This window comes from Colwellia sp. BRX10-3 (genome assembly GCF_014077505.1).
Taxonomy (GTDB): Bacteria; Pseudomonadota; Gammaproteobacteria; order Enterobacterales; family Alteromonadaceae; genus Cognaticolwellia.
This window is the reverse complement of sequence record NZ_JACGWA010000001.1, coordinates 310,848-325,560: the sequence shown is the minus strand read 5'-3', so window position 1 is coordinate 325,560 and position 14,713 is coordinate 310,848. Positions and strand designations below refer to the sequence as shown.

Here is a 14,713-nt window from a genome sequence, read left to right as displayed (position 1 = left end):
TATAGAGAAGTTACATAGATGATAGATCAAGCGAGCGGCTTAAGAAAAATGCAAGAAACTCAACAGATTAAAGTTATAGCCGTTTCTGGCGGTAAAGGTGGCGTTGGTAAAACTAATGTTTCATTAAATACCGCCATTTCTTTAGCTAAATTAGGTAAGCGTGTTTTAGTGCTTGATGCCGATTTAGGTTTAGCTAATGTTGACGTTATGCTAGGTTTGCGTGTGCAGCGTAACTTGTCTCATGTATTATCCGGTGAGTGTGAACTTGACGATATTATTGTCCAAGGTCCTGCTGGCATCAATATTATTCCTGCAACCTCTGGCACACAATCTATGGTGGATTTAACACCTGCTGAGCATGCCGGGCTTATTCGTGCTTTTAGTGATATGCAAACCAAATTTGATATTTTAATTGTTGATACCGCCGCCGGTATCTCCGATATGGTATTAAGTTTTTGCCGTGCATCTCAAGATGTTTTATTAGTCGTTTGTGACGAGCCAACTTCAATTACTGACTGCTATGCACTGATGAAATTACTAAGCCGAGATCACGGTTTATTCAAGTTTAAAGTTGTGGCAAACATGGTACGTAGCCCAAAAGAAGGTCAGAATCTATTTGCCAAACTTTCTAAAGTTACCGATAGATTTTTAGATGTTACTTTGGAGCTTGTCGCCGTTGTGCCTTATGATGAAAACATAAGAAAATCTGTTAGAAAACAACAAGCCATTGTTGAAGCATATCCTGACTCTCCAGCGTCAATAGGCTTTAAAGCACTCGCCAAAAATATAATTAGCTGGCCAGTACCTAAAGAAGCCTCAGGGCATTTAGAATTCTTTATTGAGCAATTGCTAGAACATTAACCAACGAACAAGTGAGCTATGGTGGTAAAACTACATACTTATAGTGTTGATAAATCGGCTTTGTTGGAGCAGCATACAGTACTCGTAAAACGTATTGCTTATCATTTGCTTGCTCGATTACCTGCCAGTGTTTTGGTTGATGACCTTATTCAATCAGGCATGATAGGTTTACTCGAAGCGGCGAATAATTTTGATAATACCAAAGGTGCGAGTTTTGAAACTTTTGCTGGTATTCGTATTCGTGGTTCCATGCTTGATGAGATTCGTCGTGGCGACTGGGTTCCCCGCTCAGTACATAAAAACAGCCGTATGATCAGCGCCGCCATAAAAACTTTAGAAGCTGAATATGGTCGTGATGTTACTGACATTGAAGTTTCAGAAAAACTCGATATCACAATAAATGAATATCATCAGATACTTAATGAAGTTAGTTCAGGGAAAATACTGGGCATTGATGATTTAGGTGTTAGTGAAGATGTAATTGAAGTAGCCCATAGTCATCAGCAAGATGAACCTTATGCTAATATAGAACATAGTTTCTTTAAAAAATCACTAGCGGAATGTATTTCCTCTTTACCCGAGCGAGAAGCTTTAGTACTGTCATTGTATTATGATGAAGAACTTAACCTGAGAGAAATAGGGCAAGTACTTGATGTGAGTGAATCAAGAGTAAGCCAAATACACAGTCAAGCGATGCATAGATTAAAAGCTCGTATGCAATCGTGGCAAAGTTAAGTAGAATAATAATATTATAGAATTTTAAATGTTCTAACCGGAGGGTGCCTTGGATAAAAATATGAAAGTGCTTGTTGTTGACGATTTTTCAACAATGAGACGTATAATCAAAAATTTGTTACGCGATTTAGGTTTTACCAATATCTCAGAAGCAGACGATGGTAATACTGCATTGCCGATGCTTAAAGATGGTAATTTTGAGTTTGTTGTTACTGATTGGAATATGCCAGGTATGCAAGGCATTGATTTACTTAAAGCCATTAGAGCTGATGCTAAATTATCTCATATTCCAGTATTGATGGTGACCGCAGAAGCCAAGAAAGAGCAAATTATCATGGCGGCCCAAGCAGGTGTTAATGGCTATATCGTAAAACCATTTACGGCTGCCACGCTAAACACTAAGCTTGATAAAATTTTCGAACGTCTTGGTTAATCACCAGTCTTTTTATGCAAGGCCGTTATATGAGTACAAATACGAGTGTCCATGTTTCTTTAGAACAAGCTAAAATGTTGGTTGAATATATTGAAACTGATCAACAAGATAAAGCAGATGCATTAATTGCAGAAATTCAAAACCCTATTAACTCTGAACTATTTGCAGAAATAGGTAAACTAACCCGCCAATTGCATGACTCATTGAATAATTTTCATATTGATTCACGTTTGAGTGATTTAGCTACTGCTGATATACCAGACGCTAAAGAAAGATTGAATTTTGTGATTAGTCGCACCGAAGAAGCGGCTAATAAAACCATGGATGCCGTAGAAGCAATTTTTCCGGTTGTCGATAGTATTCAAAAGCAAATTAGCACTGTTAATCCACTGTGGCATAAGTTAATGCACAATGAACTTGATGTTGGCGAGTTTAAGGCATTGTGTCTTGATATTGATGTATTACTTAAAACAACAGAAAAAGAAACCAATAAAATTCATAGCCTGATGACTGATGTATTAATGGCGCAAGACTTTCAAGATCTTACGGGTCAAGTTATTCGCAAGGTTATTGATTTAGTGCGAGAGGTTGAAGATAGTTTGATTCATATGCTGACAGCCTTTGGTCTTTCCTCTGAACAAAATAAATCAAATTATCTGCCGAAAGTTGGCGAAAATTTAGTCGAAGGCCCGATCATAAATAGCGAAAGCCGTAATGATGTTGTTGCAGATCAAGACGACGTTGATGATTTATTATCAAGCTTAGGTTTTTAATAGGAGTTACTCAATGTCATTTGAACAAGATGAAGAAATTCTTCAGGATTTTTTAATCGAAGCTGGAGAAATACTTGAGACCTTGTCGGAGCAATTAGTCGAGCTTGAAAATGACCCTCATAATGCCGAATTGCTCAACGCCATTTTTAGAGGGTTTCATACCGTAAAAGGTGGTGCCGGATTTTTGTCACTTGCCGAATTAGTTGATGCTTGTCATGGTGCGGAAAATGTTTTCGATATTTTAAGAAATCAGCAGCGCTCAGTTACTTCATCGTTAATGGATGTCATTCTTAAAGCACTTGATACTATTAACGAAATGTTTGTTCAAGTGCAAAATAAAGAGCCATTAACAAGCGCAGAACCAAGTTTATTAGCCGACCTACATCGATTATCTCAACCTGAAAGTCAAGATACAGCCACTGTGCCTGACGCTACTGTAGCGACTTCTGAGGCAAATACTGCAACAACTAATAGTGGTTCAAATGACGAAATGTCAGACGATGAATTTGAACGGCTATTAGACGAACTTCATGGTGGTGGTGCACCTGCGGCAAGTGAACCCGCAGCTGAAAAGCCCCCTACATCAAATAATAATGATATTTCAGATGATGAATTTGAATCATTATTAGACGAACTTCACGGCCAGGGGGCGTTTTCTCCTGCTGTGACCGCAGCGAATGAAAAAACAGCAAGTACAACGTCATCCGATGAAATAAATGATGATGATTTTGAGTCATTGCTAGATGAACTTCACGGCAAGGGCCAAAGTCCTAAAGCTCAAACACCAGCACAAGCTGCGAAAGTGGTACCTGTTGCGCCTGCTGCAAGTGTTCCTGCAGCGAATAAACCTGAAGTTAAACCAGCCGTAAACCAAGCAACAGCTGACAAAAAAACAGCACCTGCTAAGCCTGCTCAAGCAGAAACAACGGTTAGGGTTGATACCAAACGATTAGATCAAATCATGAACATGGTTGGCGAGTTAGTTTTAGTGCGTAACCGTCTGACCAGTTTAGGTATTGCAAAAGAAGACGAAGACTTAACCAAGGCAGTGTCAAATCTAGACGCGGTAACTACTGATTTGCAAGGCGCGGTAATGAAAACGCGTATGCAACCGATCAAGAAAGTGTTCGGCCGTTTTCCTCGCGTAGTGCGTGATTTGGCCCGAAGTCTTAATAAAGAAATTAAACTTATTCTTGAAGGCGAAGAAACCGATTTAGATAAGAATTTAGTTGAAGCTTTAGCGGATCCTTTAGTGCATCTTGTGCGCAACTCAGTTGATCATGGTATTGAAGACCCTGATAAACGTGAAGCTTCAGGTAAACCACGCGAAGGTGTTGTGGTATTGTCAGCATCACAAGAAGGCGATCATATCCTCCTAACCATTCGTGATGATGGCGCAGGAATGAATGCCGAAAAACTAAAAGAAATTGCGATAGAACGTGGCGTTTTAGATGCAGACGCAGCAGCACGTATGTCTGACAAAGAAGCCTTTAGTCTTATTTTTGCCCCAGGGTTTTCAACTAAAACTGAAATTTCAGAAGTGTCAGGCCGTGGTGTAGGCATGGATGTGGTTAAAACAAAAATCACCCAGCTTAACGGCACTGTTAGTATCGACTCAGAAATGGGCGTAGGTACCATACTTGAAATTACGGTACCGTTAACGCTAGCAATATTACCGACCTTAATGGTAGTGATTGGTAAGCAGACCTTTGCATTACCCTTGGCCGCCGTTAATGAAATATTCCATCTTGATTTAACTAAAACTAACTTAGTTGATGGCCAGTTGACCATTATTGTCCGTCAAAAAGCTATCCCGTTGTTTTACCTTGATCAATGGTTAGTGAGAGATTATGTAGAAAAACCACGAGAACGCGGCCATGTTGTAATTGTACAGCTAGGTAATCAACAAATTGGTTTTGTTGTTGATAGCTTAATTGGTCAAGAAGAAGTGGTTATTAAACCGTTAGACAGATTATTACATGGTACGCCAGGTATGGCTGGTGCAACAATAACGAGTGATGGCGGTATTGCCTTGATTATTGATGTGCCTAACATGCTGAAATATTATGCAAAAAAAGCGATAGTGCATAAAAAATTACGTTCATAATACCCTAGGGTAAAACACAAGATAACGACAGGAAATAGATTGTAAATGTCCTTTAAAGTATTGGTGGTTGATGACTCCAGTTTTTTTCGCCGCAGAGTAACAGATATCCTCAATAATGATCCTGATCTCGAGGTGATCGACGTCGCTATTAATGGCTTAGACGCAGTAGAAAAGGCTATAGCCTTAAAACCTGATGTTATAACCATGGATATAGAAATGCCATTATTAAATGGCATTGACGCGGTGAAACAAATCATGGCAAAAGCACCAACAGCCATTATTATGTTTTCTTCCTTAACCCACTCTGGCGCTCAAGCAACGCTTGAAGCACTTGATGCTGGTGCATTAGACTTTCTGCCGAAAAAATTTAATGAAATAGCGAAAAATACTGAAGACGCCGGTAGTTTGTTACGTCAGCGAGTAAGGCTATTAGCAAGAAAAAAAGGCGCTAATTTACCGCGAATTTCAACCTTTCGCTCACGCGCATCGGTTGAAGCGAAAGCTACTGTAAATCAAGCATCTAGTGCAAACTCCGGTTCAGCAGTTAGCTCCCGCCAAAGCGCTACGCACAGAAAAAGCTCAGGTAAAGAATACAAGCTATTAGCAATAGGCACTTCAACTGGCGGGCCTGTCGCGTTACAAAAATTATTAACTCAATTACCAGAAGATTTCCCGTTGCCTATCGTTATAGTGCAACATATGCCTGCGGCATTTACCTTAGCTTTTGCTAACCGATTAAATAGTCTGTGCAAAATAAATGTAAAACAAGCGAGTTCTGGCGATATTTTAAAACCTGGTCATGCCTATTTAGCACCAGGTGGCAAACAAATGGTCATTGATGGTACAGAAAATGCAGCAAAACTAAGAATACTCGAAGACAATTCGGAGCGGATTGCTTTCAAGCCTAGTGTAGATGTTAGTTTTGCTTCTGCTGCTAAAATATTTGGCGGCAATGTCTTAGGCATTATATTAACCGGAATGGGTGCCGATGGTCGTGAAGGTTCACGATTATTAAAAAGTAAAGGTGCCACCATATGGGCGCAAGATGAAGAGTCTTGTGTTGTATATGGCATGCCCCAAGCGGTAGCGGTTGCTGGAATATCTGAATTATCACTGTCGCTTGAAAGCTTTCCATCTGCAATTCTTAAGGAAATACAGCATGGATAAACTAAGTATATCGGGATTAATTATTGCCATTTTGGCGATATATTTCGGTTTTATTATTGATGGCGGCTCAATATCGTCGTTGTTGGAGCTACCTGCATTCATTATTGTTTTTGGTGGTACACTCGGCGCGGTAATGTTGCAGTCATCACAAAGTCAGTTTCTACACGCCATGACCTTACTAAAATGGTTGATTGTTCCGCCCAAATACAATATTGAGCAGGGAATAGACTCCATCGTACTTTGGGCTGAAAAAGCTCGAGAATCTGGTTTTTTGTCGCTGGAGCATATTGCAGAAGAAGAAAATGACTTTTACGTTAACAAAGGCTTAAACCTACTAGTTGACGGCGTAGAGGTTGAAAACTTAAGGGTTTCATTAGAATTAGATCTAGATTTATATCGTGAACATAACTTACGCTCAGCCCATGTTTTTGAGTCAATGGGCGGCTATAGCCCAACCATAGGTATTTTAGGTGCCGTGCTTGGTTTAATACATGCGATGTCAAATTTAGCTGACCCACAATTATTGGGGCAAGGTATTGCCACAGCATTTGTTGCTACTATTTACGGTGTAGGGTTTGCCAACCTTATTTATTTACCGGTTGCCAATAAGATTAAAGCCATAGTTCATGAACAAACTATGTATCGTGAAATGATGACCGAAGGTTTGATTGCCATTGCTTTAGCTGAAAATCCACATGCCATTGAAAATAAACTGTCGGCATTTCGGTTAGAACAATGAACCGCCTGCGAGCACGACGCCATTTAGTTGAGCATGAAAATGTTGAGCGTTGGTTAGTTTCATACGCTGATTATATGACCTTACTCTTTGCACTTTTTGTCGTGTTATATGCCATGGCGATGATCGACGAAGAACCTTTTGAAACGGCTACCGAATCTATAGGTCGTGTCTTTCAAGCGAATAAAGACAAACCTAAAAATCGCGGCCATGGTGATGACATTTTACCTGTCAACAGTTCAAAAACTAATAAACGATTATTTGGCAACGGTATTTTGTCTGATGCCGGCCCTGAGCTGGTTACAGGTGAAGTTACCTTATCTAATGTGTCAGACGCACAAGTTGGCACAACGTTAACGTCTTTAGAAAAAGATCTTCATGAAGCTTTGTACGAGCTAGTTGAATCCGGATACGCGCAATTGCAAATAGATGGCGACTGGTTAGAAATTGAATTAAACAGCGGTTTATTATTTCCAAGTGGTTCATCGTCGCCAACCAATGCCGCAAAAGATATTCTGTCGGTTATCTACCAAATTATTGCCGATACAACTAATTACATTAGGGTTAGGGGCTATACCGATAACCAAGTAATTGATACCGAAATTTTTTCCTCTAATTGGGAGTTATCAGTATTTAGAGCAACAGCAATTTTACGGGTATTAGAAGAATTAACTTTAAACCCTGCGCGTATGGCTATTGAAGGATATGGTCAATACTATCCAAGCGCAGACAATGCTACAGCAACAGGTCGAGCAAAAAATCGCCGTGTCGTTATTGCGATTTCTAAATATGGTTTAGAAAAAGCCAATTTATTGGCAACACCCACCATTTCAGTCAAAGATGTTGAAGCGATTAAAAGCATTAGCACTGAACAAAAAACTGACGAAATTCGTATTATTCGACTAGATAATGGCGGTATTCGTATAACCACGCGTACTGAGCCTAATATAGACAATGAAGTGGTCAAACCATCAGAAATAAAAGCTAATGATCAATAGGAATTTCTCTTGGTAGTTTGGACCGTTGCAAATCAAAAAGGTGGCGTGGGTAAAACTACCTCAGCTATTGCCTTAGCTGGTTTATTAGCTGAACAAGGGCATAGGGTACTTTTAGTGGATACCGATCCCCATGCGTCATTAAGTTACTATTTTGGTATCGAATCTGAAGACTTAGATCTCAGCGTTTATGATTTGTTTTTACAGGTGTCTACCAAAGAGCAAATCATGCAAAGCTTATGTCCTACTCATTATGATAATATCGACATATTGCCTGCGACTATGGGCTTAGCTACACTCGATCGCTCGCTTGGTAATAAAGGTGGCATGGGGTTAGTGTTAAAAAAAGTTATGCGCGCAATCGAAGACGAATACGATTATGTATTAATTGATTGCCCACCAATTTTAGGGGTGCTTATGGTGAATGCGTTAGCAGCCAGTGATAGAATTATCGTACCCGTTCAAACCGACTTCTTAGCGCTAAAAGGTTTAGATCGCATGATGAAAACTTTAGACATTATGCAAGGTCAACAACCTGAACCCTTTAAATATACTATAGTCCCCACTATGTTTGATAAACGTACTAAAGCATCAATAATGACTTACAAAAAATTACAAGAGCTTTACGGTGACTCTGTATGGCCGGGTGTTGTGCCAATTGATACTAATTTTCGAAATGCCAGTGTTGCTCAAAAGGTGCCTTCAGATTATGCCGCAAACTCTCGTGGTATCATTGCTTATGATAATTTATTAAAATATATCGCTAATTTAAACACTGTGAGTAAGTAAGCCGATGCCGAAGCCTTTAGCTGCAAGTAAAAAATTGATGCAGACTTATTTGTCAGAGTTGCTTACTGAAGAAGAAATAGAGCAAAAGCCAGCATTGCCGGTTAAAATCAAACAAGCTCAACCTTTAGATAAGTTACTTAACAGTGCTACTTTCCCTCAGGTTTTTGCACCAGAAAACACAAAACAGTTAAGCTCAGCAAAAGCTGAGAATAAAATCCTAGTTCAAGGCCTAACTATTACCGAACCGGTCATAAGACAAACAGTTGTTAAGCCAGTCCAGAAAAAAGTAGTAGCTAGAACAGCGCCAAGAAAACCAGAAGTTAAACCAGAAATTAAACCAGAATTTAAGCCCGAATTAACACCAGAGTTAAAGTCAGTAACAAGTGCCGCTAACGTTAGCGAAAATGAAATTAAAACCCATAAAAGCTCAGGCGGTTTCGTAGCGAGTAAAAAATTAAGCTATCGCCAAGGCGACTTTCAGGCGATGTTTTTTGAAGTTGCTGGTTTAACCATTGCTGTTCCGCTGATCGAGTTGGGTGGTATCCATAACACAGATAAAACCACACCACTAATGGGCAAGCCTGATTGGTTTAAGGGTGTTATGCTGCACCGAGAAGAAAAAGTAAAAGTAGTTGATACTGCTCGTTGGGTAATGCCTGAAAAGTGCGATGAAGCATTAATCTCCGCGCTTAACTACCAATACATCATAATGCTGAGTGATTCATCGTGGGGCTTGACGGCTGAAAAATTGATCGATACGGTAACGCTCAAGCAAGAAGATGTTAAATGGTTAGATTCAGCAAACAAACGTCCTTGGCTTGCAGGATTAGTGAAAAATCGTATGTGTGCACTCTTAGATGTTGGGTCTTTAATTAAGTTATTGGAAAAAGGCGCAAATATAACGCAAATATAAGACAAGAATAATTGATGAATTCAAACTTGCCAGTATACTTAGAGTATAAGTATTTAAGTAAAACAGAAATTTAAAGAGGTCAGCAGTATGTCTGATGAAAGACGCAATGCAAGCGAACGTGTAGACATCAATGATGAACTACTACAATGGGTAACGTTTAAGCTCGGCAGCGAAACCTATGGTATTAACGTAATGCAAGTTCAAGAAGTATTACGCTACACTGAAATAGCACCTGTTCCGGGTGCGCCAATGTATGTTATGGGTATTATCAACTTGCGTGGCAATGTGGTTACCGTTATTGATACTCGTGCAAGATTTGGGCTTGAGTCTGCTGAAATATCAGACAACACACGCGTAGTGATCATTGAAGCTGAAACACAAGTTATTGGTATTTTAGTTGATAGTGTTGCTGAAGTCGTTTATTTGAAAGCATCAGATATTGATGTTGCGCCAAATGTTGGCAACGATGAAAGTGCTAAGTTTATTCAAGGTGTGTCTAACCGAGAAGGTGAGTTACTGATCTTGGTTGATTTGAATAAATTACTCTCTGATGACGAATGGGATGAATTAAAACAATTCTAACGTCGACCAATAGGCCTGCATAAGCAGGCTTTTATTTTCAGCGAACTTAATTTAATTATGGAAAATATACCCGCTAATCTGATCAGCTTAATCGCATTCGCCATTGTGATGCTTGTTGCTATGTTATTGTTGGCACTGAAGAATCGTTTTGCTAAGCAAATTGATGAATTACAACAACAAGTAAATAGCCAAGAAATACAATTGTTAGAGTTGCAAGATTTGCTCGCCAGTAGTCAATCGCAGTTAGATATTAACCAAAAACTGTGTAGCGAGTCGCAAATCGAAAATGAACAAGTTAGCAAACAACTAGAACACCGCATTAAAGTGACTCAAGAACAGTTCAATAATAAATTTCAAACCATTGAACAGCTTTTACATCAACAACCAGAAGATAAGCTGTACACTCGGGCGCAAAAGCTTGTTGAGCTAGGCGCAGATATTGCCGAAATTATGCGCGAGTGCGATATTCCAAGAGCCGAGGCCGAAATGTTACTTTCCGTTCATCGGCAAAAAATATCAAAATAATTTATTAGCGCTATTTACAGAGAGTCATGTTGTATAACGCGCAACACTTAAAATTACATTTTTTAAATAAAACTCTTAATGCTCCCGTGATAAACTGGTGTTAGAAAAGTTTATATTTCAATTATAACCGTAATATCGAATGAATCGCGGTTATAAAAACAAGGATCCTGTAGTGAACAGAATAAGCAACATTGCATTGAAAGCCCAAGCAACATTTAGTCTAAAACTTATATTAACCGTAATGCTTTCGTTATTTTTAACGGCTTGTTCTACAACGCCTTCATCAGAGCAAACAGTATCTGATCCAAAAGATCCGCTAGAAGCTATTAACCGCCCATTTTGGACTTTTACATGGGACTATGCAGACAAATACGTCTTCAAGCCAGCATCTCAAGGATATGTTGAATATATGCCAACAGATTTGCGCACAGGTGTTCATAACATGGCACTTAACTTAAACGAACCTTCAACAATCATTAACCATTTGTTACAAGCAAAGTTCACTGATGCGGCAAAATCAACCGGACGTTTTGTGTTGAATTCAACGATTGGCTTATTGGGTTTTTTTGACCCAGCGAGTGATTTTGGTTGGGACCGACAAGAAGAAGAATTCGGTGAGGTGTTGGGTAGTTATGGTGTTGGCGATGGCCCTTTCTTAGTAGTTCCTGCGCTTGGCCCTTCATCTGTACGTGAAGAGGTTGGTGACTTTGTTGATAGCTATTATTGGCCACTTGCGGTGATTGATTTTTGGCCTAATATATTACGTGCCGGCATTTTAGGTTTAGAAGCTCGAGCGTCTTTTGCGGATCAAGAAGCTATTTTAAATGACGCTATTGACCCTTATGAATTTGTTAAAAATGCTTATTTTCAAAATATGCAGTATAAGGTTTACGACGGTAACCCACCGATTGAAGTGAACCAAGCAGAAGAAGAAAATATTGACGCCTACCTAGAAGAACTTGAAGGAATGTAGTTTTAATACATTCACCATTATAAGTAGGAATAAAAAAGCGAACTAATGTTCGCTTTTTTGGTATTGGGCAATGGCTTTATCAAGGTGTTTTTGTGAAAAGAACAGCATGATAGGTCTTAACACTGCGAAATAGGCGATCAGCACTAAAGCAACAGAAGAGGCTAAGGCAATACCTTGTAAATTAGCGATAAACAGAAATGGCGGAATCAACAGCGATAACTTAATCATATTTAAGATAAATTTTTCAGGTGCAGTAAGCTTGGATTGCGCCAATGTTAAAATAGCTTGTCGCTGATGTAAGCTAAATTCATGCAATGCTGGTATTTTATTGGAAGAGAAATAAATGGTCATAAAATTTCAAATAAATATGCGCTTAAACTATAGATAGCACTATGATACAAAAATGGCGCTAAATGTGCCATGACCAAATACTATAGCTAGAGATTTAGTAAAAATGATTGGGCTAAGTAGCATTAACACTTATATCCTTTCTAATAGTTGTAAATCAGCATTTATATGGTCAAATTTTTCAGTAAGTGCCTTTAAAAAAACTAAATCAAGATATTGGACTAAAGTTTAAGTTGCTGCCAAGCAACAATAAAACCCAAATTTAGACTTTAGGTGCGCAATTTCCGATAAATTTGTCAAAACGAGTTCCTCAGGGGCGTGCAATTTGCTAGAATTGCGGCAATTTTTATCAGTAGGTGATTTTTAAATGAATGTCATAGAAGCTAACTTTGATGCAACCGGTAAGAAATTCGCAATTGTTGTCTCTCGTTTTAATAGTTTTGTTGTTGAAAGTTTACTTGAAGGTGCGGTAGATGCGCTTAAACGCCATGGTAATGTTGCCGATAGTGACATAACATTAATTCGTGTTCCTGGTGCCTATGAGTTGCCAGTAGCGGCTAAGAAAATCGCTGCTAAAGGTGGATACGATGCCATTATTGCTATTGGTGCCGTCATCCGAGGTGGTACACCTCATTTTGATTTTGTTGCTGGCGAATGTAATAAAGGTTTAGCACAAGTGGCAATGGAATATACTTTACCAGTGGCATTTGGCGTTATTACCACCGACAGTATTGAACAAGCTATTGACCGTGCTGGCCTTAAAGTAGGCAATAAAGGCGCTGAAGCAGCATTAAGTGCTTTAGAAATGGTTAACGTGCTAGATAAGCTATAACAGGATATTTTTGTGAAACCATCACCTAGAAGAAAAGCCAGAGAGTTGGCAGTACAAGCAGTTTACTCTTGGCAACTAAGCCAAAATAATATTGCTGAAATCGAATTAAATTTTTTGACTGAAAATAGTGCACGTCGTTTCGACATCCCTTATTTTCAACAATTATTTCGCGGTATTTCAGCGCAGGTTGGCAGCATTGATGAAAAAATTTCACCACATGTTGACCGCCCACTAAAAGATGTTGACCCGGTTGAAAAAGCTATTTTACGCGTCGCGGTATTTGAATTGTCTGAATGCCTAGATGTGCCTTATCGCGTTATCATCAACGAAGCCATTGAGTTAGCAAAATCATTTGGTGCAGATGATAGTCATAAGTTTGTCAACGGTGTTTTAGATAAAGTCGTTAAGCTTGTTCGTCCGAACGAATAGATAAAATTTGGTTGTAATATGAAAGAGTTTGAATTGATCAAACGCTTCTTTAGTGAGCAAGCGATTAAACGCAAGGATGTTGTGCTCGGGATCGGAGATGACTGCGCCATAGTCAGTCCTTCTGAGCGTCAAAATATTGCAATAACCACAGATACATTAGTCGCTGGAGTTCATTTTACCCATGAAACCAGCGCACGCGCAATTGGCCATAAATCAATTGCGGTGAATTTATCAGACCTAGCAGCAATGGGCGCTGAACCTACTTGGATTTCGTTGGCTATTACTATGCCCAAGGTCGATCTAAAATGGGTTGAAGAGTTTTGTATTGGTGCTTTTGAATTGTGCGAATATTATAATGTGCAATTAATTGGTGGCGATACAACGCAAGGCCCTTTGTGTATTACCGTTACCGCTCAAGGTTTAGTACCAAAAAATAAACACCTTACCCGATCAGGCGCTAAAGCTGGCGACTGGATTTATGTTACCGGTGAAATTGGTGATGCAGCGTTAGCACTTAAGCATATATTAAAAGAAGTGAATGTTGCCCCTGAATATCGAGAAAGAGTGCAGCGTAGCTTAGATTTTCCAACCCCAAGAATATTGGCCGGACAAGCACTGCGCGAATATGCAAGTTCTGCAATCGACCTTTCTGACGGCTTAATTGCTGATTTAGGGCATATTTGTACCGCTTCTAAAGTAGGCGCTAATATCGTGTTAGATGACTTACCTATTTCAAACGCATTGCGTGATACCGTAGGTTTGGATAAAGCGTTTGAGATGACACTAACCGGTGGCGATGACTACGAATTGTTATTTACGGTAGCTGAAGATAATAAAGTGGGTATGGAAACCGCTTTAGCAAATACCAGTAATACCATCACTTGTATCGGTCAGATAAATCGCAGTGAAAAAATTACCACAACCTTAAACAGTAAACCTGTCGCTATTCATACTAAAAGCTTCGAACACTTTTCTAGTAGTAAAGATTCATAATGAAAGCTTCTACGGCAAATTTTCGCTTATCCAATCCAATCCATTTTTTGGCATTAGGTTTTGGTAGTGGTTTAGCGCCTAAAGCACCAGGTACGTTTGGCACCTTAGCCGCAGTTCCATTATTTTTACTGATGGCACCATTGAATAATACGCTTTATTTATCGCTGTTAGTAATAATGAGCATTGCTGGTATTTATATTTGTGGCAAAGCGGCCAAAGATGCTGGGGTTCCTGATCATGGCGCCATAGTTTGGGATGAATTTGTTGGTTTTCTTATCACCATGTTTTTGATACCTGTAACATGGCAAACTTTGATAGTGGGATTTGCGTTATTCCGCTTTTTCGATATTTTAAAGCCTTGGCCGATATCTTATATTGATAAAAATTGCCATGGTGGCTTAGGTATTATGCTTGACGATATTGTCGCAGGTATAGCTGCTTGGGCCTGTATGATGCTGATTTTTTACTAAAATGAGTTATTGATTTAATACAATGTAATCGTCAAAAACAGATAGTAAACAG

18 protein-coding genes are annotated in these 14,713 nt (G+C 39.2%); 17 read left to right on the top strand and 1 reads right to left on the bottom strand.

Features of this window, described 5'->3' with window-relative positions; all coding sequences use genetic code 11:
• Window positions 1–18 precede the first annotated feature (18 nt).
• The 13 genes from H4J38_RS01445 to H4J38_RS01385 all read left to right on the top strand — a co-directional run bounded on the left by H4J38_RS01445 (window position 19) and on the right by H4J38_RS01385 (window position 11,589).
• Window positions 19–861: a MinD/ParA family protein gene (locus H4J38_RS01445; RefSeq protein WP_182128766.1), complete on the top strand. Its 843-nt coding sequence runs from the start codon at window positions 19–21 to the stop codon at window positions 859–861.
• 18 nt (window positions 862–879) lie between these two features.
• Entirely contained in the window at window positions 880–1,596 is a 717-nt protein-coding gene (locus tag H4J38_RS01440) for an RNA polymerase sigma factor FliA (RefSeq protein ID WP_182128764.1), read from the top strand.
• A gap of 49 nt (window positions 1,597–1,645) precedes the next feature.
• Window positions 1,646–2,029: a chemotaxis response regulator CheY gene (gene cheY, locus H4J38_RS01435; RefSeq protein WP_182128762.1), complete on the top strand. Its 384-nt coding sequence runs from the start codon at window positions 1,646–1,648 to the stop codon at window positions 2,027–2,029.
• 29 nt (window positions 2,030–2,058) lie between these two features.
• On the top strand, window positions 2,059–2,802 hold the full coding sequence (locus H4J38_RS01430) for a protein phosphatase CheZ (protein ID WP_182128760.1): 744 nt from the start codon (window positions 2,059–2,061) through the stop codon (window positions 2,800–2,802).
• A 13-nt stretch (window positions 2,803–2,815) separates the two neighbouring features.
• Window positions 2,816–4,909, top strand: coding sequence for a chemotaxis protein CheA (locus H4J38_RS01425; RefSeq protein ID WP_182128758.1), 2,094 nt, complete (start codon window positions 2,816–2,818; stop codon window positions 4,907–4,909).
• A gap of 45 nt (window positions 4,910–4,954) precedes the next feature.
• A complete protein-coding gene (locus H4J38_RS01420; RefSeq protein WP_182128756.1) occupies window positions 4,955–6,076 on the top strand; it encodes a chemotaxis response regulator protein-glutamate methylesterase in 1,122 nt (373 codons plus the stop codon).
• Window positions 6,069–6,815: a flagellar motor protein gene (locus H4J38_RS01415; protein ID WP_182128754.1), complete on the top strand. Its 747-nt coding sequence runs from the start codon at window positions 6,069–6,071 to the stop codon at window positions 6,813–6,815. The genes H4J38_RS01420 and H4J38_RS01415 overlap by 8 nt, the downstream gene beginning before the upstream one ends.
• The gene (locus H4J38_RS01410; RefSeq protein WP_182128752.1) at window positions 6,812–7,810 is read left to right on the top strand and encodes a flagellar motor protein MotB; all 999 of its coding nucleotides are present in this window, start codon (window positions 6,812–6,814) and stop codon (window positions 7,808–7,810) included. The genes H4J38_RS01415 and H4J38_RS01410 overlap by 4 nt, the downstream gene beginning before the upstream one ends.
• Before the next feature lie 9 nt (window positions 7,811–7,819).
• Window positions 7,820–8,596 (top strand): ParA family protein, encoded by a 777-nt coding sequence (locus H4J38_RS01405; RefSeq protein WP_182128750.1) that lies wholly within the window; start codon window positions 7,820–7,822, stop codon window positions 8,594–8,596.
• A 4-nt stretch (window positions 8,597–8,600) separates the two neighbouring features.
• Window positions 8,601–9,509 carry a chemotaxis protein CheW gene (locus tag H4J38_RS01400; protein WP_182128748.1) on the top strand — a complete coding sequence of 303 codons (909 nt, stop codon included), beginning with the start codon at window positions 8,601–8,603 and terminating at the stop codon, window positions 9,507–9,509.
• A gap of 87 nt (window positions 9,510–9,596) precedes the next feature.
• Window positions 9,597–10,091, top strand: a complete 495-nt coding sequence (locus H4J38_RS01395; protein ID WP_182128746.1) for a chemotaxis protein CheW — start codon at window positions 9,597–9,599, stop codon at window positions 10,089–10,091.
• A 57-nt stretch (window positions 10,092–10,148) separates the two neighbouring features.
• A complete protein-coding gene (locus H4J38_RS01390; protein WP_259365359.1) occupies window positions 10,149–10,616 on the top strand; it encodes a DUF2802 domain-containing protein in 468 nt (155 codons plus the stop codon).
• Between the two features lie 172 nt (window positions 10,617–10,788).
• Complete coding sequence (locus H4J38_RS01385; protein ID WP_310733421.1) at window positions 10,789–11,589, top strand: VacJ family lipoprotein; 801 nt, start codon at window positions 10,789–10,791, stop codon at window positions 11,587–11,589.
• A gap of 42 nt (window positions 11,590–11,631) precedes the next feature.
• Here H4J38_RS01385 and H4J38_RS01380 read toward each other — a convergent pair whose 3' ends face one another.
• Window positions 11,632–11,940, bottom strand: coding sequence for a DUF6170 family protein (locus tag H4J38_RS01380; protein WP_182128744.1), 309 nt, complete (start codon window positions 11,938–11,940; stop codon window positions 11,632–11,634).
• Window positions 11,941–12,304: 364 nt separating this feature from the next.
• Between H4J38_RS01380 and ribE the strand changes: the two genes are divergently transcribed.
• The 4 genes from ribE to H4J38_RS01360 are packed head-to-tail and all read left to right on the top strand — an operon-like array spanning window position 12,305 to window position 14,661.
• Window positions 12,305–12,769, top strand: a complete 465-nt coding sequence (ribE, locus tag H4J38_RS01375) for a 6,7-dimethyl-8-ribityllumazine synthase (protein ID WP_182128742.1) — start codon at window positions 12,305–12,307, stop codon at window positions 12,767–12,769.
• Between the two features lie 12 nt (window positions 12,770–12,781).
• Window positions 12,782–13,198 (top strand): transcription antitermination factor NusB, encoded by a 417-nt coding sequence (gene nusB / locus H4J38_RS01370; RefSeq protein ID WP_182128740.1) that lies wholly within the window; start codon window positions 12,782–12,784, stop codon window positions 13,196–13,198.
• Between the two features lie 18 nt (window positions 13,199–13,216).
• Window positions 13,217–14,191: a thiamine-phosphate kinase gene (thiL, locus tag H4J38_RS01365; RefSeq protein WP_182128738.1), complete on the top strand. Its 975-nt coding sequence runs from the start codon at window positions 13,217–13,219 to the stop codon at window positions 14,189–14,191.
• Window positions 14,191–14,661, top strand: a complete 471-nt coding sequence (locus H4J38_RS01360) for a phosphatidylglycerophosphatase A (RefSeq protein WP_182128736.1) — start codon at window positions 14,191–14,193, stop codon at window positions 14,659–14,661. Before thiL ends, H4J38_RS01360 begins: the two co-directional genes overlap by 1 nt.
• Window positions 14,662–14,713: the final 52 nt, after the last annotated feature.